Origin of the sequence: Alistipes intestinihominis (assembly GCF_040095975.1) — a bacterium.
Classification (GTDB): Bacteria; Bacteroidota; Bacteroidia; order Bacteroidales; family Rikenellaceae; genus Alistipes; species Alistipes senegalensis.
This window is the reverse complement of the sequence record NZ_JBBMFL010000002.1, coordinates 321469-344702: the sequence shown is the minus strand read 5'-3', so window position 1 is coordinate 344702 and position 23234 is coordinate 321469. Positions and strand designations below refer to the sequence as shown.

The 23234-nt window shown below is 58.1% G+C and carries 20 protein-coding genes; 2 read left to right on the top strand and 18 right to left on the bottom strand.

Annotated elements, in window-relative coordinates; genetic code table 11:
- Positions 1-255 precede the first annotated feature (255 nt).
- From WMO46_RS02940 to WMO46_RS02885, 12 genes are all read right to left on the bottom strand, one after another.
- On the bottom strand, positions 256-873 hold the full coding sequence (locus WMO46_RS02940) for a radical SAM protein (RefSeq protein ID WP_118065235.1): 618 nt from the start codon (positions 871-873) through the stop codon (positions 256-258).
- Between the two features lies 1 nt (position 874).
- A complete protein-coding gene (locus tag WMO46_RS02935; protein WP_118201777.1) occupies positions 875-1957 on the bottom strand; it encodes an energy transducer TonB in 1083 nt (360 codons plus the stop codon).
- 689 nt (positions 1958-2646) lie between these two features.
- Complete coding sequence (gene yidD, locus WMO46_RS02930) at positions 2647-2907, bottom strand: membrane protein insertion efficiency factor YidD (protein WP_044118777.1); 261 nt, start codon at positions 2905-2907, stop codon at positions 2647-2649.
- Positions 2864-3172: a ribonuclease P protein component gene (locus WMO46_RS02925; protein ID WP_019151747.1), complete on the bottom strand. Its 309-nt coding sequence runs from the start codon at positions 3170-3172 to the stop codon at positions 2864-2866. The genes yidD and WMO46_RS02925 overlap by 44 nt, the downstream gene beginning before the upstream one ends.
- An 85-nt stretch (positions 3173-3257) precedes the next feature.
- Entirely contained in the window at positions 3258-4052 is a 795-nt protein-coding gene (locus WMO46_RS02920) for a uroporphyrinogen-III synthase (protein WP_019151746.1), read from the bottom strand.
- Positions 4053-4154: 102 nt separating this feature from the next.
- On the bottom strand, positions 4155-5138 hold the full coding sequence (locus tag WMO46_RS02915) for a DUF4271 domain-containing protein (RefSeq protein ID WP_349093752.1): 984 nt from the start codon (positions 5136-5138) through the stop codon (positions 4155-4157).
- Entirely contained in the window at positions 5138-6313 is a 1176-nt protein-coding gene (locus WMO46_RS02910; protein WP_019151744.1) for a sensor histidine kinase, read from the bottom strand. Before WMO46_RS02910 ends, WMO46_RS02915 begins: the two co-directional genes overlap by 1 nt.
- Before the next feature lie 9 nt (positions 6314-6322).
- Positions 6323-7984, bottom strand: a complete 1662-nt coding sequence (locus WMO46_RS02905) for a S41 family peptidase (protein WP_276714908.1) — start codon at positions 7982-7984, stop codon at positions 6323-6325.
- Entirely contained in the window at positions 7977-8447 is a 471-nt protein-coding gene (locus WMO46_RS02900) for a hypothetical protein (protein WP_019151742.1), read from the bottom strand. Before WMO46_RS02900 ends, WMO46_RS02905 begins: the two co-directional genes overlap by 8 nt.
- 19 nt (positions 8448-8466) lie before the next feature.
- A complete protein-coding gene (locus WMO46_RS02895; protein ID WP_349093751.1) occupies positions 8467-9333 on the bottom strand; it encodes a 4-hydroxy-3-methylbut-2-enyl diphosphate reductase in 867 nt (288 codons plus the stop codon).
- An 81-nt stretch (positions 9334-9414) separates the two neighbouring features.
- Entirely contained in the window at positions 9415-10116 is a 702-nt protein-coding gene (gene cmk / locus WMO46_RS02890) for a (d)CMP kinase (protein WP_349093750.1), read from the bottom strand.
- A complete protein-coding gene (locus WMO46_RS02885; RefSeq protein ID WP_019151739.1) occupies positions 10103-10780 on the bottom strand; it encodes a LysE family translocator in 678 nt (225 codons plus the stop codon). Before WMO46_RS02885 ends, cmk begins: the two co-directional genes overlap by 14 nt.
- A gap of 361 nt (positions 10781-11141) precedes the next feature.
- On the opposite strand from WMO46_RS02885, the gene WMO46_RS02880 reads away from it, so the two are divergent.
- The gene (locus WMO46_RS02880) at positions 11142-11447 is read left to right on the top strand and encodes a DUF3467 domain-containing protein (RefSeq protein WP_019151738.1); all 306 of its coding nucleotides are present in this window, start codon (positions 11142-11144) and stop codon (positions 11445-11447) included.
- A gap of 57 nt (positions 11448-11504) precedes the next feature.
- On the opposite strand, the gene WMO46_RS02875 is transcribed toward WMO46_RS02880, so the two are convergent.
- Positions 11505-12794: a bifunctional folylpolyglutamate synthase/dihydrofolate synthase gene (locus tag WMO46_RS02875; protein ID WP_196016857.1), complete on the bottom strand. Its 1290-nt coding sequence runs from the start codon at positions 12792-12794 to the stop codon at positions 11505-11507.
- A gap of 12 nt (positions 12795-12806) precedes the next feature.
- Positions 12807-14396, bottom strand: coding sequence for an apolipoprotein N-acyltransferase (gene lnt, locus WMO46_RS02870; protein WP_349093749.1), 1590 nt, complete (start codon positions 14394-14396; stop codon positions 12807-12809).
- A gap of 95 nt (positions 14397-14491) precedes the next feature.
- Between lnt and WMO46_RS02865 the strand changes: the two genes are divergently transcribed.
- Positions 14492-15889, top strand: coding sequence for a Gfo/Idh/MocA family protein (locus tag WMO46_RS02865; protein WP_349093748.1), 1398 nt, complete (start codon positions 14492-14494; stop codon positions 15887-15889).
- A 60-nt stretch (positions 15890-15949) separates the two neighbouring features.
- Here the strand turns inward: WMO46_RS02865 and WMO46_RS02860 are convergent, their stop codons facing one another.
- From WMO46_RS02860 to WMO46_RS02845, 4 genes are read right to left on the bottom strand one after another with little or no spacing between them, the layout of a single operon-like run.
- Positions 15950-17455 (bottom strand): hypothetical protein, encoded by a 1506-nt coding sequence (locus WMO46_RS02860; RefSeq protein WP_302590084.1) that lies wholly within the window; start codon positions 17453-17455, stop codon positions 15950-15952.
- A 15-nt stretch (positions 17456-17470) separates the two neighbouring features.
- Positions 17471-18376 (bottom strand): DUF4843 domain-containing protein, encoded by a 906-nt coding sequence (locus WMO46_RS02855; protein ID WP_195497244.1) that lies wholly within the window; start codon positions 18374-18376, stop codon positions 17471-17473.
- Positions 18377-18389: 13 nt separating this feature from the next.
- Positions 18390-19856, bottom strand: coding sequence for a RagB/SusD family nutrient uptake outer membrane protein (locus tag WMO46_RS02850; RefSeq protein WP_349093747.1), 1467 nt, complete (start codon positions 19854-19856; stop codon positions 18390-18392).
- 13 nt (positions 19857-19869) lie between these two features.
- Entirely contained in the window at positions 19870-23193 is a 3324-nt protein-coding gene (locus WMO46_RS02845; protein WP_349093746.1) for a SusC/RagA family TonB-linked outer membrane protein, read from the bottom strand.
- Between the last annotated feature and the right edge of the window lie 41 nt (positions 23194-23234).

Here is a 23234-nt window from a genome sequence, read left to right as displayed (position 1 = left end):
TGTCGAATTACAAGCATGCATGAACAAGCCAGGAGAAAGGGTGGAAAACTGCCCACTAAAAGGATTCGCAAGCTGTCAAAGTTTGACACGAAGAAATTCTCTCTGCCAAGCTACGAGGTATTGAAATTGATGGCGAGAAAAACCAATCGCAAGTTGGCTGAGTATATCCGTGAGTCCACCTTGAACGGCAAGATAGTCCGTAGAAACAACACTGAAATGAGACCATAGTCTCGGTAGGGCATAGATTTAACCAGTTTATCCTCTAATCACATATTCAAATTCATCAAAATTCTCATACCCTAATTCTTCTAAGACTTGACGACTGTGTTTTCTGTCCTCTTCAGTGTTGAACTTGGGTATAATGGGGAGACGGAGGGTGATTTTATCTTTATGTTTGGCATGGGAGTAGAGCCAGACAAGGTTCTCAATAACTTGCTGATTGCCCTTGCCGGTATAGGCTTGGTAGATGGCAGGTGTCATGTCCTTGATGTCGATGATGAAGGAGTCGATGAAGGAGATGACTTCCTCCAAGTGATGGCGAGGCACGTTGAGGCTCGTCTCCATCGTAAACTGCCATTCCTCAGGACATTGCTCGCAAAATTCCTTGATGAATGCGCTTCGCAAGAGTGGTTCGCCTCCACCAAAGCAGATGCCGCCTCCTGTCGCCAAGAAATAAAGATTGTCCATCTCCACGTTCATCATCAGCAGTTCCGTGTCCATCTCCTGCCATACGCCGTCGGCTTCGAGGCATTGGGGATTGAGGCAATACTTGCAATGGAGAGGGCATCCGTGGAATGCCACGAGGGTGGTGACACCCTCGCCGTCTATCGTAAGGCGGTGGCGGTCGATGCAAATGAGTGGGGCGGTCTTCATTTTATTCTAATCTAAAGGTAACGGGGACTGTATATTTCGTTTTTACGGCCTTGCCATTTCGCTTGGCAGGATTCCATTTCGGCATACTTTTCACTACCCGAATGGCTTCCTCGTCGAAGGTAGGGGAAATGCTTTTCATCACCTTGATGTCACTCAGGGTTCCGTCTTCATTGACAGTGAAACCAACAATGACTCTTCCTTGTATATTGCAATCTCCTTGTATGTTTGGATAGCGGAGATTTTGGGCGATGTATTGCATCAATGCAGCTGAACCGCCAGGGAATGATGCCATTTCCTCGATTGCTGCGCCAAATAGCTTGCTGCTCTTGGTGGAGTCTGATGCGACGGTTTGTTGGATGATGGCGGTCTTACCATCATTCGTGTACTTTTCTTGCTTTGCTTCTTCTGAATGAGTATCTTTCTTGATGATAGGAGCTGTTCCTCTGATAACTGCGACTTCCCCCAAGACATCTCTGCTTTCTGTCAAAGTGATAATATTGAGTTTCTCTTGGCTCATTTTTGTGATTTTGATGATTCTGTCTTGCATGCCAAGATATTTCACGGTGATTATATCTTCTTTCTCCACCTCGATAGTAAAGTTTCCATCTTTGTCAGCAATAGTCTTGCTGCCAGAAATTTTTGCCGTAATCGTGGCTCCTACTTGTGGATCTCCTTGCTCGTCAATGAGATGCCCTTGTACAAAAAGTACTCCTTTCTTGTTTAGTGCTTCTTTTTCTTTGAGGAGGACGGAATCGTTTGGCGTATATTCTTGAAATAGAATAGGGAGGGTTTTCTCTGATATAGAACTATAATATCCCTTCTGGGTGGCGCATGATGTGGTGGATGCGGCGAGGGCGGTGATTCCCAATGCCACTCCTGCGACCTTGATGGCTTTCCCGGCCATTTGTCTGATTCTCAACTCATGTTCCAGGTCTCTCACGTCTTGCTCACATCTTGGGCAAGTTCCCTTGCATTCGCCCTTGAAGTGGCATTCTTCGGGTGAATAGTCTATCCCATTGGCATCCGCTATTTGTTTGCGAATAGCCTTGAGGGTATCGCATATGTTGCGTCCTTTGGTTTTCATAAATTGATATTTTTAGGTGTTCAACATTCCCTTTATTTACAAAATGGGTATATTGTTACTCCTTAGTCATAAATTCTAAAAATACCCATTTTTATAATTCTAATTTCAAAAGTACGAAAAACAATCTACAAACGAGAAAATTTTGCTTTGAATTGTTAGAAAGGGAATTGCATTTAACATTTCTCATGTTTTTAATGCTGTATATGAAACTTATATGTGTTTCTTTAGATATTGTACAGTTGCATTTCTGAGACATTTTCCGACCATAATTTAATAATCTATAAAAACAACGCAAAAGATGTTATTTCTCAGATTTTAAATTTATCTTTGCAATCGTAACAGAGTTGTTTGACAAGCAAGGCAAACTTATGTATAATGAAGAAGTTGGTACTATTGCCAAGTCATTACCTCTATTGAGGTGAACTATTCATAAATAGCTCATTTTAAGCTGTTCAGTAGATTTTAGCAGAATTTTCTGAAAAAAGCGTGCAATCTTTGTCCCCGGAAGAATGAATTCGAAGAAGAGTAGAAGTGACGCAACTTTCATGAAGGGGGACGGCCGGCTGTAAAGCCGGTCGTCCGCTTAAGAAGCGGATTTCAGAGGCGGCGGTAGGGCGGGCGTTTTAGAACCGCTTCTGCGCTTCGACCGTTTTCCCGTTTTTTATTGCCCGCCTGCTTAGACGCGGAACTCAGGGCACCGGGTCGTAGCCGCTTCCGCCCCACGGATGGCATCTGGACAGGCGGCGCACGGTGAGCCACAGTCCCTTCAGGGGGCCGTATTTGCGCAGCGCTTCGAGGGCATATTGCGAGCAGGTGGGGGTGAAGCGGCACGACGGGGGCGTGAGGGGCGAGATGCAGAGTTGGTAGAACCGCACCAGCACGATCAGCGGAAAGGCGCACACCCGCTTAAAGATGCTCCACGACCGATTCCAGAATCCTGCGGACGGCATTTGCGACGGTTTTATACGGCAGCACCTCTTTCGACGAGTAGATCAGCGCCAGGTCGAGGTTGACCGGTGCGCCGTTGTGTACGATCTGTTTCTGCAAGCGGTAAGCCTCTTTCGTGCGGCGGCGCAGGAGGTTGCGTTTGTTGGCCCGTTTGTGGAACTTCTTGGGGACGGAGAACAGCACTTCGACCGACTGTTCGGTGTCGGGCTCCGCGAACCACACGTAGCGGAACGGGAAGATGAAACCGCTCTCGCCGCTCTCGAACATGCGGCGCACGGCCCCGAGCGAACGGAGCCTTTCGGTGCGGGGCAGTGAGTTTGCGGACATGGCGTCGGGGGGGGCTTTCAGCCCCTTATTTGCGGGTTTCTGCGGCGGGACGGCGCGTGCGGCTCTTCTTGGCCAGCTTGTTTTGCTGGTTGCGGATGAACTCCTCCTTGCGGGCGTCGGTCACCAGTTCGACGGGGGCCGGTTCTTCGCCTTTCTGCACTTTTTGCAGGAAGATGTCGATGGCCTTGACCATCGAGGGGGCTTCCGGCGTCGGGGCGTTGGCCAGCACGGTGATTCCGGCACCGATGGCGGCCCGCAGCGTGCTTTCGCCGAATACCGCGATGGCCGGCAGGTTGTCGGTGCCGAATTTCTCGACGAGGGTCTTGATGTCCGACGGCGAATAGAGCGCCAGCAGGCCGTAGTCGTCCAGCTTCACGTCGTCCAGGTCTCCGGCGACGGTGCGGGCCAGGATGACCGGGCTGACCGACAGCTTGAGTTTGGCGAGCGTTTCGGGAAGCTCCGGACGGTGGGGTTCGCTCAGCGCCAGCAGGAGTTTTTCCTCCTTGTGCTTGATGATCAGTTCGACGAGCGAGGTGAACGACCCGTCGGCGAACGATATTTTACGTTTGCGGTAGACGATGTATTTTTGCAGATAGAGCGCCACGGCCTCCGTCTGGCAGATGTATTTCATGGTTTCGGGCACGGTGATGCGCGCCTCTTCGCAGATGTGGAAGAAACTGTCTACCGTCGTGCGCGATGTGAAGATGACGGCGGTGTGCGAGAGTATTTCGACCCGTTGGGCGCGGAATTCCTTCAGGGAGACGCCAACGACGCGGATGAAGGGCTTGTAGGCTATCTCCACGTGGTATTTCTGGGACAATTCGTAGAACGGGGATTTTTCGATAACTGCGGGCCTCGGCTGCGAAACCAGTACACTCTTTACTTTCAACGTTGCGAATAATTTAGGTTTGTTGTTGCAGGGTCATCTCACCGTGAGCAGCCACAAAAGGCTGATTGGTAAGATTTCCACCATGCAAAGGTACAAAAACCAATGCAAAATCGAAATTTTTTTGGCAATAAACAGATTTAGTGTCTCCCGGAGGTATAGACCGGCCGTAACGGCCAATTCGATGATAATGATGCAGAACCAGACGTTTCCAGTGCCCCGGGGGCAGAGTGCGAATAGCAGCAGCGCGGGGGAGGTGACGATCACGCCCAGGGAGAAATAGGTGCGTTTCAGCAGTACGAGCTGCGAGATGAAGGGCTGCGAGAGCGTGACGGCTCCCGTCAGACGGACCACGGTCATCTGGTAGAGGACCACGCCGTAGCAGGCCGCCGTCGCCAGCAGGCTCAGGGCCAGCACGGCGCCGTGCGACAGGGTTTCCAGCTGGCTCGGCATCAGCGAATCGCCGTATTTGACCGCCATGACCCCCATGAAGAGCATGCCGATGGTCGTTGCGATGTTCAGGAACCGCGAAAAGCCGCTGCCGCCCGGTTCTTCCGAGAGCCGTTGCCCGGTGGCCGTGTCGCGCGAGATGCGGTCAAGCAGTGTGCGCACGTCGCCCAGATTGCGGTAGAGCAGCATGGCGTAGATCGCGGCGAGCAGCAGGACGAAACTTTGGAAAGCGGCGTTTTCGGTGAGTGAGGCCGGAGGTGCGGCTTGCATCCGCGGCGGTTGGACCGTGACCGACGCCTCTCCGAAAAGGGCTGCCGCCGTGGTGTCGCGCCAGACGGAGGGCGTCTCCGTTTCCGCCGTGCGGAAATCCGCAAAGAACAGCGTGTCGGCCGGCGCCAGTCCGATCGAGTCCGCAGCCAGTCCGATCGAATCTGCTGCCGGCCTGGTCGAGTCCGCCGCCGGCGCGGGAATGCTGTTCGCGATTCCTGCGAATGCCGTGCTGTCCGGTGCACTTGCCGTCGGGGCCGCCGCAGGTACGGTTGTCACGCTATGTGCCAGCGAGTCGATCATTAGGCGTAGATGCGTTTGAGGGTGATGCGGATGGTGGTTCCCTTGCCGATCTCGGAGTCGATGACCGCGATCCGGCCTTGGTGATACTCTTCGACGATGCGGCGCGAGAGCGACAGTCCGAGGCCCCAGCCGCGGGTCTTGGTCGTGAATCCCGGTTCGAAGATGCGTTTCCAGTTGCTCTTGGGGATTCCTTTGCCGGTGTCTTTGACGTCGATGATGACGTGCTGGTCGTCCGAGGAGATCCTTACGTCGATGGCCCCGTGTCCTTGCAGGGCGTCGAGCGAGTTCTTCATCAGGTTTTCCACGACCCATTCGAACAGCGCGGCGTTGATGTTGGCCTGTACCGGGGCGATGGCCAGCCCGTTGTAGTCGAGGGTGACGTTGCGGGGAATGCGTTTGCGGAAATACATGACCGATTCGCCCACCACCTCGTTGATGTTGGCGGGAGTGAGGGGCGTTTCGGACCCGATCTTCGAGAAGCGGTCAACGATCTTCATCAGGTGCGTGAGGTCCTTGTTCATCTCCTCCACGGCCGTCTGGTCGATGTTCTGCGAACGCAGGTATTCGATCCACCCGAGCAGCGACGAGGTGGGCGTGCCCAGCTGGTGGGCGGTCTCCTTGGCCAGTCCGATCCACACGCGGTTCTGCTCGTCGTGCTTCGACGAGCGGAAGGCGATGAACCCCAGCGCGATGAAGGCCGTGATGACGAGCAGCTGCACGTAGGGGAAATAGTAGAGCGATTTGAGCAGCGCCGACTGGCCGTAGAAGATGATGTGGTAGTGCTGCGACGACCAGAGGAAATTCACCGGGATCGGAGTGTTCTCCTGGGTGAACTTGTCGATCTGCTTCCTCAGCCGGTCGGGATGGTCGATGATCTTGTCCGGAACGAGGTGCGAGTTGATGACTTCGAGGTTCTCGTTGGTGATGATGAACGGAATGTTGTTGCCGTTGGACATGATGTCCGTCACGAGCGGGTCCTGAATGGTGCCGCCCAGCACATCGCGGCTCACGCGCTCGATGGCGTGGGCCCACAGGGCCACGTCGTGCTGCTCCTTCCATTTGAGCCGCTGGGCCATGTTGTTGGTGTAGAGCAGCGACACGGCGCCGAGCGTCACCCCGACGACGATCACCACCAAACGGTTGCGGAACGAGAAGTATTTCGTGCTGAGCTTCATGGCGCGGGGTTATTTGCGCTGGGTGTCCTGCTCGCGGGTGATGCGGGCGTACTCTTCGGGATTTTCCAGCACCCCGATCGCCTGCTTCACCTCCTTGTCCCCGGGCAGCGAGTGTTCGATCACACCCGCCTGATAGCCGTAGCGCATCACGATGTCGTTGTTGATCGCCTCGACGACCTGCTTGCGGTAGGTTTCGAGATTGGTCTGCGTGTCGTCCTTCAGCTCGGCCTCCACCTGTTCGAACTTGTTCTTGAGTTCGGCGAAACGGTCGTCTTCGGCGGCTTTTTTCAGCACTTTGAGCGCCCGGCGGGTGTCCGATTCATAGGGCACCTTCTTCCCTTTCATAAACTCCGCGAAGTCGGCGTAGTCCCGGTCCGTGATCGAGAAGGTGCGCACGTCGATCTCCCGGTCCGGGTTGCGGCGCATGTATTCGTCGCCGAAATCCTCGATGAATCCCAGCGTGTAGAGCGTCATGGCGAAGCGCGAGATGTACTCCGGATCGGTGCGGATGTCGGGCATCACGCCGCCGCCGTCATAGACCTTGCGGCCCGCCTTGGTCGAGAACTCCGAGATGAGCGAGTCGGGGATCACGCGTACCGAACCCTCCTGCGAGTGGGAGTAGTCGATGGCCTGGATGCAGCGGCCCGAGGGGATGTAGTATTTTGCCGTCGTGAGTTTCAGCATGGTGTTGTAGCCCAGCGGGCGGGTCGCCTGCACGAGCCCCTTGCCGAAACTGCGCTGGCCGATCAGCACCGCGCGGTCGAGGTCTTGCAGGGCTCCGGCGACGATTTCGGCCGCCGAGGCCGAATTGCCGTTGACGAGCACGGCCAGCGGCAGGTCGGGGAGTATGGGTTCCGAGTCGGTGCGGAACGTCTGTTTCGAATCCTCCGAACGCCCTTTGGTGCTCAGCACCTCCGTGCCCTTGGGGACGAACATCCCCAGAATCTTGACCGCCTCCTGCATGATGCCGCCGCCGTTCGAGCGGTAGTCGAGAATGAGCCCTTTCAGGTCGCCTTCCCGGCGCAGCCGTTCGACGGCCGCACGCATCTCCTCGTAGCACCCTTCTGTGAAATCGCTGTGGCGGATGTAGCCGATCCCGTCGGCGGCCCATCCGACGTAGGGCACGCCCGGGATGGCGATGCGTTCGCGGCGGATCGTCGCCGTCTGCTGCGTGCCGTCGAGGTGTTCGACGGTCACCCGGACCTTGCTCCCCGGTTCGCCTTTGAGGCGCGTGGAGACCTGTTCGGTGGTGAATCCCTTGGCGTCCTTGCCGTCGATCGAGAGGATCTTGTCGCCGATTTTCAGCCCGGCCTTGTCCGCCGGCGAACCCTCATAAGGCTGGGCGATGCGCACGTAGTCCTCCTTCTGGCGGATGAGCGACCCGATGCCGCCGTACTTGCCCGTGGTGAGCAGTTCGAAATCCTGCATCCCCTCTTCGGGAATGTACTCCGTGTAGGGGTCCAGGTCGTTGACCATGCCTGCGGCGGCCCCCTCCATCAGCTTGTCGGGGTCTACCGGATCGACGTAGTTGAGCGACAGCTCGCGCATCATGTTGACGGTGATCTCCATGTTGCGTCCCAGCCCGAAGTCGTTGCGGGCTGCGAAGGTCAGGGCTCCTGCGGCGGCGACAGCCGCGGCCGCGATGAGCAGGTAACGGTATTTTCTAATCATTGCGCGTCATGTGTATGTACGAATCGAGGCGGTATTGCACCCGGGCGACGCCGCGGCGGATGCCGTCGAGCACGATCCATTGTCCGTACTGTGAAACTCTTATTTCGTCTTCGCCCAGCAGCATGAGTTTTTGCAGGAGGGTGTCGGCACGGAAGACCATCACCCCGTCCTCTTCGCTGCGGAGCGAGAATCCCGACGAGCGGAATGCGTTGACGATTTGTTCGCGGTTCTCCTCCACGTCGCCCTCGACCTTGCGTTCGACGAACCCGAATCGGGGGTAGAGGGCCGCCAGCACCACGATCGCCGTGAAGAGCATCAGGTAGCGGTCGGTGTGGAACATGGCATAGAGCGTGTCGTCGAGCGACAGCGCCGAGGTGCCGGTCATCAGCATCAGCCCCATCAGGACTATACAGAGAACGCACAGGGCGCAGAAATATTTTAGCGAGCGGACGAAGTATTTCATAGCGGAAATTTTTAATTTTTCATTTTTCATTGAAGTTGCCGATAGCATCGGCAACCTCCTGCATCAGCCATTTGGGAGTCGATGTGGCGCCGCAGATGCCTACCGAGGCTGCGCCGTCGAACCATCGGGGTTCGATTTCGCTCGCCTCCTCGACGACGTACGTCCGCGGATTGGCCCGCCGGCACACCTCCGAGAGCACCTTGCCGTTCGACGACTTGCGGCCGCAGACGAAGACCACGGCGTCGAAGCGTCCCGAGAACTCCGCGAGGTGCTGTTCGCGGTTCGATACCTGCCGGCAGATCGTGTCGTCGATGCAGACCTTGTCCGGATCGGCGGCCCGGCGGCGCATCTCGGCCCCGAGTTCCTCGAACAGCGCGATGCTCTGCGTGGTCTGCGAAAGGAAATAGACGGGGCGCGCGAAGTCGATCAGCGACAGGTCCTCCGCCCTTTCGATCACGATCGTCGGCTCCGCCACCTGTCCCGTGAGCCCCACCACTTCGGCGTGGCCCCGCTTGCCGAGGATCACGACCTGACCGCCCGCCGGACGCATCCGTTCGTGGGCCTCCTTCACACGCCGTTGGAGACGGGCGACCACCGGGCAGGTGGCGTCGATCACCTCGATGCCCAGTTCCCGGGCCGCGGCGTATGTCGTGGGGGGCTCTCCGTGGGCGCGGATGAAAAGCCGGCAGCCCGCCAGCTGCGGCATGTCGGCATGGGTGACGGTCCTCAGCCCCAGCCGTTCGAGACGCTGGACTTCGATGCGGTTGTGAACGATGTCGCCGAGCGAATAGACCGTGGCGCCCCCTCCGAGGGCTTGTTCGGCCTTCGTGATTGCGCGGACAACGCCGAAGCAGAAGCCCGATTTATCGTCGATCTCAACACGCATAGCTGCGTAATTAAGAATTAAAAATTGATTGTGCGCCGACCCGGATAAACAGCAATCTGTGCGGGAGCTGATTTTTAATTCTTAATTTTTCATTTTTAATTGGAATTCATTCATAAACCACGCCATCTGTTCATCGACGGTCATGTGGCTGTTGTCCAGTACGATGGCGTCGTCGGCCTGGCGCAGCGGCGAGACGGCCCGGCTCATGTCGGCCATGTCGCGTTCGCGGATGTTGCGTTCGACCTCCTCCATCGTCACCGTCATTCCCTTGCCCGTCAGCTCCTTGTAGCGGCGGTCGGCACGCACGGCGGGGTCCGCCGTCATGAACAGTTTCAGTTCGGCGTCGGGGAAGACCACCGTGCCGATGTCGCGGCCGTCCATCACCACGCCGCGGCGGCGTCCCATCTCCTGTTGCATGGTCACCAGCTTGCGGCGCACCTCGGGGATGGCGCTCACGCGGCTCACGCAGTTCGAGACCTCGATGGTGCGGATCTTGCCCTCGGCCAGGTCGCCGTTGACGTAGATGTCGCTGGCGCCGCGTTCGGGATTGAAGCGGAAAGTGATCGTGATCTGGTCGAGCAGCTTCACGACGGCCTCTTCGTCAACGATGCCCGAGCGGATCGCCCCGTGTTCGAGGGCGTAGAGCGTCACGGCGCGGTACATGGCGCCGGTGTCGATGAAGATGTAGCCCAGGCGGGCCGCGATGGCTTTGGCGAAGGTGCTCTTGCCGCACGACGAGAATCCGTCTACGGCGATGACGATCTTATGTTTAGTGTCCGACATTGGGGAAAATATCAAAGAAAGTAGACAGTATGGTGTAAATTCCTAATATGCCGATGATAAGGCCCGCGACATGGTTGATCGTGAGCATGTGCCGCGGGCGGAACCGGCGGCGGAACAGGTTGATGACGAATGCCAGCAGGGTCCACCACGCCGCGGCGCCGCCGAAGAACCCGGCGATGACGAACAGCGAGCGCATGAATCCCCCGAAGGTGTGGTCGGCCATTTCGCCGCCCGAGATTTTGAAGACGGCGAAGAAGGCCAGGATATAGGGGATCACCATGATGAAGTTGGCGATCGTGAGTCCGAAGATCGAGACGAAATCCTGCCACAGCGAGGTTTTGCCGGCTCGGTTGCGGCGTATCTGCGGCACGGGGTTCTGGGCGAAGATGAAGACCCCGACGATCACGACGAAAATGCCGCCGATGACCCTCAGCAGCGTGTCGTACTGCTCGATCCGGGCTTGGAGCATCGAGTAGAAGAACAGCGCGGCCATGGCCATGAACGTATCGGCGCAGGCGACGCCGATTCCCGAGACGATTCCCGAACGGCGGCTTTTCGACAGCGTCCGCTGGATGCAGAGCACCGCCACGGGACCTACCGTGATGGAAGCGGCCACACCTACGCAGATGCCGCGGAACAGGGTTTCGACGATTTCCAGTGCCATTTTTCCGGTTCGTAGTTTTTTTTTAGACGACAAAGATACGAATAAGCCGAGAGAAAAAAGCAAGCTCGCTTGCATTTTTTCCGAGGCGGAGTATCTTCGGTGCAGCCAAAGTTACGAATAAGCGAGGGCAAAAGCAAGTTTACTTGCATTTTGCCGAGCGGGAGTGTCTTCGGCGAAGCCAAAGTACGAATAAGCGAGGGCTTTTCCGGGCGGGAGTATCCGAAAGGGATTCGGAAAGCCTGTCGGCGGGGGCTCCGGCGAGCCCGGAAGTCGGATATGTTGATAAAATATCGAAAACTTTGGCTCCGTGCTTGCATATTCTCCCCTGAAAGTGAATATTTTTGCACAAACACCCCGCATTATGGCAGAGATGAAACAATTCGGCATCGACCTCGAACTGGACGACGCTGTGGCCCAGGGCCATTATTCCAACCTGGCGATCATATCGCACTCTACTTCGGAATTCATCATCGACTTTGCGACGGTTCTTCCCGGCGTGCAGAAAGCGCGCGTCAAAAGCCGCATCATCCTCACTCCGGAGCACGCCAAACGCTTGTTGCGTTCGTTGCAGGAGAACATCGTGCGCTACGAGAGCAACGTGGGCAAGATCGAGATCCCGACCCCTTCGCCCACGCCCGAGGCGGGGCCCAAGATGGGGCAGGCATAGAAAGAAAAAGTCCGGAGCGCGGCCGCTCCGGACTTTTTCTTTTCGTTCTGCGCTCCGTTACAGCGCTTCGCCGACGACGTAGGTGCTGCCGCCGATGAAGATCATGTCGCCCTCCGACGCCAGTTCCCGGGCGCGGGCCACCGCGGCCGTCACCTCCTCCACCGCTTCGCCGTGCAGACCGTAGATCGCGGCTTTCGCCGTCAGCTCCGCGGCCGGAAGCGAACGCTCCGAATGCGCCTGGGTGAAGATATAGTGGGCTTCGTGCGGCAGCAGGGGCAGAATGTGCGCCAGGTCCTTGTCGCGCACGAATCCGATCACGCAGTAGAGTTCCTTGTGGGGCGTCGCCCGGATCTGTTCGGCCACGTAGGCGATGCCGTGGGCATTGTGCCCCGTGTCGCAGACCGTGAGGGGAGCCTCTGCGAGCGTCTGCCAGCGGCCCATCAGCGCCGTGTTGGCCGCCGCGCAGCACATTCCTTCGAGATAGGCGCGGCGGGAGATCGTCAGCGGCGTTTCTTCGTGCAGGAAGTCGATCGCCGCCGAAGCCGTCACGATATTGCGGCATTGGTAGCTGCCTTGCAGATCGAGCAGCACGTCGAAATCCCGGTTGTCGCGCGTGCGGCGCAGGTGGAAGAACTGGCGGTTGCCTTCGGGACGGCACTCTTCGCAGACGAACTCCCGTTCGGCGTAGATCACGCGCGATTTGTTGGCCGCTGCGGCCTGTTCGATCACCTCGTTGTAGCGGACATCCGCTTCGCCGACGATCACCGGAATGCTCTTTTTGATGATCCCTGCCTTCTCCGCGGCGATCTTCTGGAGCGTGTCGCCCAGCAGGGCCGTGTGTTCCAGCCCGATGTTGGTGATGACGCTCAGGATCGGCACGATGATGTTCGTGGCGTCGAGCCGTCCCCCGAGCCCTGTCTCGATCACGGCCACCTCGACATCGCTCTGCGCGAAGTAGTCGAAGGCCATGGCGGCGGTCATTTCGAAGAACGAGAGCTCCGATTCGACCATCTTGTCGTGGTGCTTGTCCACGAAGTTCACCACCTTCTGCTTGGGGATCATTTCGCCGTCAACGCGGATGCGTTCGCGGAAGTCCTGCAAGTGGGGCGAGGTGAAGAGCCCCGTGCGGTATCCCGCCTGCTGGAGCACCGAGGCGATGATGTGGGCTACGGAGCCTTTGCCGTTGGTGCCGGCCACGTGGATCGTGAAGAAGTTCCGCTGGGGGTTGCCCAGGTGGCGGCAGAATGCGGCGATACGCTCCAATCCCGGTTTGTAGGCCATTGCGCCGCTGGTTTCGAACGCGGGCAGCGACTGAAAGAGGAATTCGAGGGTTTGGGTGTAGTTCATGACATCGGGGATTTATTGGACGAGATGGTTTTTGCGTTTGACCCGGTAGGCGACGTAGTAGAGCAGACACAGCAGCAGCACATATTCCGAGATGCGGGCCGGATAGTCGCCGTAGCGGGTGTAGAAAGTCAGTTCCGAGTTGAGGGGTACCCGGGCGGAGATCACGCCGCGCTCCTCCCAGCCGAGGGTCTCGCCCACGTCGCCGCGGGCGGAGATGAATCCCGAGCGGCCCGTGTTGGCCGAGCGGGCGATGGCGCGGCGGTGTTCGATGGCCCTCAGGCGCGAGATGGTGAACAGGTGCTTGTAGCCCGGCGTGTCGCGCCACCAGCCGTCGTTCGAGATGATGGCCATGAACTGCGCGCCGCGGCGCACGAAATCGCCGTAGAAGTCGCCGTAAAGCCCTTCGTAGCAGATCGCGGGGCCGGTTTTGATTCCATCGTGTTCGAAGGCCGTGCCGTGCTGTCCCTTGCCGATCTGCCCGAGCGTGCCGCCGAGGTCGATGACCAGAAATTTCAGCACGTCGAAAACCCACGTCGGGGTGTTCTCGACGCCGATTACCAGCCGGCCTTTGTGATGAAGCTGCGTGCGGCCCGCGGAGTCGAGCCCCACGGCCGTGTTGAATACGTCGTAATAGCCGTTTCCGAAGCGTTCCGCACGGGCCGTTTCGGTCTGCGCTCCCGCCGGATAGTGGCGCGTGGTGTTGGCTCCGGCAATGAGCAGGGCCTCGGGATGGCGGCTGCGGAGCGTGTCGGCCAGCACTTGCCAGAATTCGCCCGGCGTGTCGGCCGCCCCCGGCCAGAAATCGCTCAGCGCGGGTTCGCGGTAGTAACCCGGCACGGCGGTCTCGGGCAGCAGGATGAACTGCGCCCCGGCGGGTACGTCGTCCAGCAGGTCGAGGATATTTTCCTCCTGCCGCTCCGTGTCGCCGTGGAATTTGTCGTAGCAGTCCACATTGGGCTGGACGATGCTCACCTCGGCCGCCCCTTCGTCGGGCTGTTCCCAGCTTCCCCAGATGGCCAGCGATACGGTTATCGGCACCGCGACGACGCACGCCGCGGCTGTCCATCGCCGCACGGTGCGCGCCCGGAGGGCTTCGAAGATCAGGATATTCGAGAGCAGCACCCACAGCGTGCCGCCGAAGACGCCCGTGTATTCATACCACTGCACGGCCCACACCTCGTGCGAGAATCCGTTGCCGAGGATGAGCCACGGCCACGAGAAATCCCCGACGGTGTACCAGTATTCGGTGGCGATCCACGCCGTGACGAGGGTGGTGTAGGCGAGGGCCTTGGGAGCTTTTTTCGAGACCGTGTGGAAGAGCATGAAGGCGATCATGTTCATCGTCGTCGAGGCCAGCGTGGCGGCCGGGGGGCCTACGGGCGTCGCGTACCAGATCCACCAGATCGTCAGGGCGTTCCACAGCGCGAAGGTCAGCGCCGCCCAGCCGAAGACCTTCCACCACGAGCGGCGCGAGGCGTCGTACGAGGCGCTCACCCACAGCAGCGGGACGAATCCCGCGAGGAGCGTCAGCCCCGTCATGCTGAGCCATCCCGGGGAGAGCAGGAGGGCCGAAAGGATTACCGCCGCAAGTCTACGCAACATGGAAGGAGATTTTATGACCGCAAAAGTACTCAAACGAGCGCATTTTTCAAAATATTTCCTACTTTTGTCTTGAAACCAATCAATCTGCTGTACAAATGAAGAAATTCCTCGTTTTATCGGGAGCTCTCGCGGGTATCCTCTTGTTTTCGGGTTGCGGTTCGAAAGGCTGGAAGACCATCGACGGGGTGATCGTGTTCGACACGCCGGCGCGCGAGCCGGGCCAGGAATCGGTGCTGGGGCTCAGGACGGCTCCGATGGAGACGGTCCGGGTGGGCTTCGTCGGGCTGGGCATGCGCGGTCCGGGTGCTGTGGAGCGCTTCACTCATCTCGACGGCGTCGAGATCAAGGCCCTCTGTGACCTTTATCCCGAGCGGGTCGATAGCGCGCAGGCGATCCTCGCGCGTCGCGGATTTCCCGAAGCCGCGGCTTACAGCGGCGAAGAGGGCTGGAAACAGCTCTGCGAGCGCGGCGACATCGACCTCGTCTACATCGTCACCCCGTGGCAGAAGCACGTGCCGATGGCGGTCTACGCCATGAAGCAGGGCAAGCACGTCGCCGTGGAGGTTCCCGCCGCCACGTCGCTCGACGAGTGCTGGCAGCTGGTGAACACCGCCGAGAAGACCCGGCGCCACTGCATGATGCTCGAAAACTGCGTCTACGACTTCTTCGAGCTCACGACGCTCAACATGGCCAAACAGGGGTTGTTCGGCGACATCCTCCATGTCGAGGGATCGTATATCCACAATCTGGATGCCTTCTGGGACTACTACGAGGGCAACTGGCGCCTCGACTTCAACCAAAAGCACCGCGGCGACGTTTACGCCACGCACGGCCTTGGTCCCGCCTGCCAGGTGCTCGACATCCACCGCGGCGACAAGATGAACTACCTCGTGGCCGTGGACACCCGGTCGGTCAACGGCCTGAAACAGGCCGGGGAGAAGATGGGCGCCACGGAGTTCGCCAACGCCGACCACACCTCGACGCTGATCAAGACCGAGAGGGGCCGCACGATCCTGCTGGAACACAACGTCTACACGCTGCGTCCTTACAGCCGCATGTACCAGCTGACCGGTACGAAAGGCTTCGCCAACAAATACCCGGTTCAGGGCTACGCCTTCGATCCCGAACAGCTCACGGAGTCGGGCGTGCCCGACCACGAGGACCTGAGCAGCCACCGCTTCGTGCCCAGGGAGGTGCGGGAGGCGCTGATGGAGCGTTACAAACATCCGATTGCTATGGAGATCGAGGCGAAGGCCCGGGAGGTCGGCGGCCACGGCGGCATGGATTTCATCATGGACTACCGCCTGATCTACTGCCTGCATCACGGCCTGCCGCTCGACCAGGATGTCTACGATGCTGCCGAATGGTCGTGCATCGGGGCGTTGACGGCCATGTCGCTCGAACACAACAGCGCTCCGGTGGCTGTGCCCGACTTCACGCGCGGGGACTGGGACAAGACCGACGGTTATCACCACGCGATGTTGGTTCAATAGAATGCAATTCGGCCCTCCCATGCGGGAGGACCGAATTTTTGATACTTGTCGGACCGGGCGTCAGTTCGACGTCGGGAATTTGTAGGCCACGGCCACCGGCTTTTCGCAGATGCCGATCCACTCCTTCTCCTTTTTCATCGTCCGCAGATCGTAGAGGTACAGACTGCCCGGTTTGCGATCCGTCGCCGTGGGGTTATAGGTGGCGATCAGCAGTTTGTCGTCGTCGATCACCGTGGACGAAGTGGACGGTACCGCATTGGTGCAGATGTCCATGATCTGTTCGCCGTCGGGCAGCGTGATGTCGGGCTGGTCCCCTTCGGCCGGCACCCGCGGCGAAGTTCCGGTCATCGACCAGTGGTAGATTTTGTTGTCGTAGTCGTAATAGGCGTTTCCGTTGAGCTTCGTCGTCACGATTCGCGAATGGGCGTTCATCAGCATCGGGGCCGACTCGGTGTATGTCAGGAGTTCGGTCGGTTCACCGAACGAATCATTTGTTTTGAGTATCTTGATCTGTTTGGGAGAACCTTCGATTGACTGTGCAATGTAGTAGAAATAGCTGCGGTCATACTGTCCTTCTCCGACTCGTGCAGCAGCTATATTGACGAACTTATATCCGCTCGGCGCGGCATATCCTTTCGTGCTACGGCCGTTGGGGAATAGATTCGCACCCTCTTCGGAGAATGTGAGTACGCTGCGTACTCCTTTGCTTTTCGAGGCAAAGTACCCCTGCTGGCTGTATTTTGCCGGATAGGGCGGGTTCCGGGAGATGAGCATATCGACCGAGAATTCGTAACGATAGGCTTTGAAATCCTCGCCGATCAGATGGACGTATTGCTCGGTGCTTCCATAGGTCTGTTCTCCCAGAATCGTTCCGGTCTGAACACCGTATTCCTCCATGCTCTTCGTGCGGTGGGTGACGGCGAGCGATGCGGCGTCGAGACGATAGATCGAGCTTTCGTCGTCATTCGACGAGATCAGAACGCCCGACCAGAATCCGGGGGTGGAGAAGACGTAAACGTCGTTCAGGTTCCGGAATTCGTACTCCGGATTGATCAGATTCAGCAGATCGTCCCACACCTCCTGTGCATTCTCGGTCTCCTCCTGGGGCGTCCGTATCTTGACGAACGCCAGCGAACCGCGATTCTCCTCGTCGTTGCAGAGGATCAGATAGCCTTCGTCGAATCCCGACTGCACGCGCAGGTCGTAGTAGTAGAAGCCGATGCTCTCGCCGTTGTCGATCCGCAGGCGCAGCACATAACTGCCGGACTTTTCGAAGGCGTAGTCGAGCGTGGGCGAACTGGAAATGAAGGTCGTATCGATCATTCCGGGGAAGTCGCCGTCGGGACGGCCGTAGGACCACTCGTAAGCGATCTCGTGATCGTTGCCGCTCTCGACACGCAGGCTGTTCAGCGTCAGCTTCTCGGTTGCCTTGGCATAAATGGTCTGTTCCAGACCGCTGACCGTAATCGGCGCCAGTTCGCGGTACTCCTCTTTTTCAAGTCCGTAGCAGGAGATCAGTACGATGCCGCAGCCGACGGCCACGAAATATTTCAGTAACTTTTTCATGGTGCGTTTGTTCGGTTAATAGATATTTACCGGATCTCTCCATCCGGTGCCCGTACCTGAATTATAGGTGCCGTAGGTTTCCAAATCGGGGTAATTGGTCTTGTAGTATTCGTATAGTGGGCTGAGCACATATCGGTTCCAGGCCATTTTATAGGGGTTGTTGCTGTTATGGAAAAAGCCTGTACGGATTTCGGTCACTATTCCGTTTTTGTTTACATAGGTTTTGTTGTCGATATTTTCGCCGAACTGCTCGACCATCTCGGCGTAAAGCGACGGATTGAGTTCTTCGATACCGTGGTAGAGTTCCAGCAGCTTCCGGTACTTCTCCTCGCGGAATTCGCCCAGATACATATACCACTGAATAGTGGCGGTATGGTACCACCAGTTGGGGCAGGCGGCGATACCGTCGGAGATCAGGATGCGGTGAACATTGCGCGGAACGCCTTGGAATTCGTCGCTTTCGGCGATTTGAAGCACCAGCGAAGCCGTTTTGTCCTTGAGTTTTTCGGTACGCTTCACCGTGACCTCGATCCGGCCCTCCACGGACCCTGCTGGGACGATGAGTTCGTCGATCGTGTAGTCTTCGCCTTCGACGGCGTCGTAGAGTTCGCGTGCGACACCGCCCGTCGTGTAGTTGGTCGTCGTGTCGTGGATGGCCTGCACTTCGAAGGTCCGGTCATGGTCGGCGACCATGCCCAGCAGTTTCACCGATATGGTTTGCCGGAGCTCCTTCACCGATTCGTCCAGCAGGGCGAACGGCGCTTCGGTCGAGAGATAGCGGTCCAGACTCTGGGCTCCGTCGCTGAAATAGAGTTTGTCCTTCTGCGAGGTGTCGTACATCAGCCACGTATCGGAGCAGGAGAGAAATCCGCCCGCCGCGCTCAGGACGATGAGGATGTTGAATATGAGTTTGCGTTTCATATGCCTCGTTTTTTTATTGTCTGTAATTGTCTTCCACGCTTGCCGGAATGGGCATCGTGTAGGTCGCGTCGTCGTTGCCGGCGAAAGTTCCCATGCCCGAAATGGTGAGGTCGCGGGCAAGGCGCTTCATGTTGTGGAAATCGTCTCCGTCGGCGAAGAACTCCTTGCGGCGGTCGTTGAAGATATTCTCCTCGGTGATTTTGCCCGCTTCCCGGTCGGCGAACGCGGTCTGGTCGCGCGACGTGACCACGTAGTCGAGATACTCGGTGGCCTTGTCGGGATCTTTCGTGAGATTGGCCTCCGCGACGATGTAGTACATCTCCGGAATGCGGATCAGGCTCACGCCCGGGATTGAATTGCCGTTGTAGGTCGCCGTCGAACCGGAGTCGTTGCTGGAAGCGTACATCACATTGTAGTGCTTCGTGCACCAGTTGTTGTTCCGGTCGAACCACGCCACGTAGCGCCGGTCGGCATTGCCCTCCTGATCCGCTTCGAAGATCGAGGTGTATTGCTCCGCGAGTTTCATGGAGCCCATGCTCGTGGAGCTGCGGATCAGGTCGAAGTAATAGTAGTACGTGAAGGTCGTCGAGTAGAGACCGACGACGGTTTCCTGCATGTCGAGCGTACCCGTTTCGAGACTGTTCCAAGCCCCGGCGGTCGTTTTCAGCGGGAATTTGCCGCTGTCGATGACCTCCTGCGCGTAGCCCTCGGCCTTTTCCAGATCGTTCATCGTCCAGTATGCGCGGGCCAGCAGCGCCTTGACGGCGTAGAGGTTGAAATGGGTGATGCGGTTGCTCGTGAAGTCGCCCATGGCGTTGTCGCGCACCACCGGCAGCAGGGTCGCATCCTCTTCGAGGTACTTCTCGGCTTCGGTCAGGTCGGCGATGATGAATTCGAACACCTTGTCGAGCGAACTGTACGGAGTGACCTGAATGCCGTAGCTCTTCACATAAGGAATCGCCTTGGCTTTGGCCGCGGCGTCACCCGAGGCGAACGATACGGCGAAGATGCGCGCCATCTCGAAGTGGAGGAAGGCCCGCAGGGCGAGAAGTTCGCCCTTGTAGAGCCGCGTATGGCGGAATTCGCTGTCGTCTTTCGGCAGGATGTGGGACAGGGCCTTGTTGACATGGCCGATGACCTTGTATCCCGTGGTCCAGATCTTTTCGGCGATGGCGATGGCATTGTCGTGCGTCCATTGCCGCTGGACGACGTAGGCCATGTTGTCGCTCTGGTTGATGGTGAAATTGCCGGTCATCAGCTCGGGATATTTGTAGGCGAGCATTTGTCCGTAGAGTCCGTTGCGCTCGCCGCCGATCTCGGCATAGATTCCGTAGATGGCGTCTTCGCAGCCTTCGGCCGTGGAGAAAAGTTCCTTGTCGGTTACCTCCGATTTGGGGTTGACATCGAGGTAAGCCCCGCAGCCGCTCAGCAGCAGCGTCAGCAGCAGCAGGGTCTGACTGTATTGTTTGATCGATTTCATAGTCTTCGGCATGTTAGAAAGTGGGACGGAACATCAGGTTGATCGTACGGCTGTACGGATAGCTCGTACCACGTTCGTACTTCACACTGGAAAAACGCACGAGGTCCGTGACGCCGACGCCGACGGCCAGGCGTTTGAATCCGAGCCGTTTGAGGAACTTGGCCTGGAACTCGTAGGAGATCGTCGCGCTCGACAGCCACAGTTCGTTGAGGCGTTCCACGAAACGTTCCGAGTTGTACGTTTGCGTGGTTTGGCGGATGGCCAGGTAGCGCGACAGGTCGCCGGGGTTCTTCCAGCGGTCGGTGAAGGCGCGTTCATCGACATTGTAGCGCGGGTCGATGTTCTCGACCTTCTCCCAGAGGGTCTTGTTGTAGGTGTCTCCGCCGAACGTGTAGCTGAATACGAAATTCAGCGACCAGCCCTTGTAGCGCAGCGTGTTGAGCCATGTGCCTTGCAGTTTGGGCTGCGTGTTGCCCACGACCACTTCGTCTTCGGTGTCGTATTTGAAGGTGTATTCGCCGTTCTTCTTGATGAAGATCTCCTGTCCCGTGGCGGGGTCGATGCCGGCCGAACGCACGGCGTAGATGTCGTACTGCGAGCCGCCCTCCCGGAACCGCAGCATCAGCGGGCTGTCCAGATCGACCTGATAGGAGGTGTTTTTCAACGTATTGCTGATGCGCTTGATGCGGTCCTTGACGTGCGAGCCGTTGATCACCGAGGTCCACGCCCAGTTGCGGTTGCGGATGATCTGTGCGGCGACCGAGAAGTCGTAACCCGTGTTCTGGTTCTCGCCGAAGTTCACCGTGATGTTCTCGGCGCCGGTCGAGGCCGGGAGCGGAATGCTCATCAGCTGGTCCTTGGTCGTGTTGCGGAAATAGTCGAAACTCAGGACCAGACGCTCCTTGAAGAGCGTGAGGTCGATGCCGATGTTGTTCTTCAGTACGCGCTGCCATTTCAGTTCGGGATTGCCCATGCGGATCGGGACGGTTCCCACACCCGTGTAGTACATGTTCTTGTTGTCATAGCGGTACGTGGTGATGGCCTGATAGGGGCTGCCGGTGGTCTGGCCGTTGTAACCCCACGACCAGGTGAGGCGCATTACGTCGATCCACTCCACATCGTCGAGGAATTTCTCCTTGTGGAGGTTCCAGCCCAGACCGAACGACCACATCGGTGCGAAGCGGTTCTCCGAGCCGTAGGCCGACGAGCCGGAGGTCCGGTAGGAGATGTCGGCGAAATAGCGGTTGCGGAAGTAGATGTTGCCGCTGGCGAAGAATCCCACTTTGGCCAGCAGCGTCTCGCTGCCGGAGGGCAGGTTGCTCGGATCGTACCCCAGCGCGTATTTGATGTCCGAAAGTTCGTCTTTCAGGAAGCCCATGGCTGTGACGTACGACGAGGTGAGGTTCGTGTGCTGGATGTCTGTTCCGGCGTTGATCACGAATCCCGATCCCTGGCTGTCGAGCGAACGGCCGTAGTTGAGCACGATCTTGCCGTCGTAGTTGAATCCCTTGCTGGTGCCCAGGCGGTAGGTTCCCCGCTCCGAGGGCTCCGACTTGCTGAGGAACTGTGCGTCGTCGGGCGAGATGTAACGGTCGGACTGGCTGCTTTCTATATCGACGTTGAACTGGCCGCTGACGTAGAAGTCGGGCGTAATCTCCCATTTGGCATCGACCGTGTTGCGCAGATTCTGGGTCCGGGCGGTCGAGAAGCTCGACAGCGTGGCGTTGTAAAGCGGGTTGGCCTGGAATCCCTGGCTGGTCGTCGAGGGGTCTTCGGGGTTGAAATAGAACGCCTTCACCAGATCGCCGTATTCGTCGTAGGGCGATTCGTAGGGATTCAGTTTCGTGTAGGCGCTGAAATTGCCGTAGGGCGACTCTTTGGAGTCGGTCAGCGAATAGTTGGCCGTGTAGCGCAGCGTGAGTTTGTCCCGCGAGTGGTAGCCCACCGAGAAGTTGAGCGTGTAGTTGCGGCGGTTGTCGCCCTTCATGACGCCGTATTTGTCGCTGAAACGCAGCGACGCGCGGTAGTCGATCTTCTGGGCGCGGCCGCTCAGCGAAAGCGAATGGGTGTGGCTGAACGGCACGCGCAGCGGGGCGCGTATCCAGTCGGTGTTGATGCCGCGGCGGACGTTCTGCAATTTGTAGGCGTAGGCTTTGTCCATCGACCCGTCGGCCGTTTCGTAGAAGCCTGCCAGCCGTTCCAGCTCCAGTTTCTGAGCGGCATTGGTCAGGTTTATCGAACTCAGGTCGGGGATGCTCAGTTCGGGAACGAAGTTGTAGCTCAGACGGGGTTTGCTGTCCGTCACCTGCTGGCGTTCGATGACGATCACGCCGTTGGCGGCGCGGTCGCCGTAGACGATGGCGGCCTGAGCGTCTTTCAGAACGTCGATGCGCTCGATCTCGTACATGTCGAGGTCGTAAAGCTCCTCCATCGAGATTTCGGCGCCGTCGAGGATGATGAGCGGGTTGTTGTAGGCTTTCTCCTCGGCCGAGGTGGCGATGGAGTTCGAACCGCGGATCAGGATTTCGGGAATGGCGTTGGGGTTCGAGCCGAGGGCGTTGTTCTGTACGACCACCATGCCCGGGGTCACGGCGCTCAGGGCCGTCATAAGATTGGTGTTCGAGATCGAAACGAGCTCTTCGCCCTTGACCGTGGTCACCGAACCGGTGAACGTGCTCTTGTTGCGCGAGAACATACCGTTGACCACCACGTCCTCGATCTGCGTGCCGCCCTCCTTGAGCTTCACTTTGAGCCCTTTCATCGAGCCCGTGACCACTACCTGGCGTGTCTCCATGCCCAGGAATCCCACTTCCAGCAGGGCGGGGCTCGTCTTGGTCGTGAAGGAGAAGGTGAATTCACCCTTTTCGTCGGTCGAGACTCCCTGTCCCGATCCGTTTGCCAGCAGCACCGTGGCACCGGGCAGCACCGTATTGTTCGAGTCGTAGACCGTGCCCGCTACGGTGAAGCGGCGCGTCTTGACCATCGTGTCGTAGACCAGCACGACGTTGTTTTCGATCTGGTATTTGAAACTCGATCCGGCGATGCAGCGGTCGAGCACGTCCGAGATCGCCGCCTTTTTGAATTCCCCGCTTACGGGCGGGAGCCGGCGGATGTCTTCGGGATCGTAAGCGATCTTGATCCCGGTCTTTTTGGTAATTTCATCCAGTATCGTCCCGACGGGTTGTTCCGTCGCCGCGATACTCACCGTGGCGTTCAGGTTGATCGGATTTCCCCCCCCCTGCGCCATTGTCACGGTAGTCGCAGTACAGACCGCTGCTGCGAGCAATACCAGCCGGAGCGCCCGTGCCCGGCTGAGAAAGTGTAGAATTTTTTGCATAGACTTGGGTGTTTAAGCAGGCCGGTCCGGATGAACCGGCC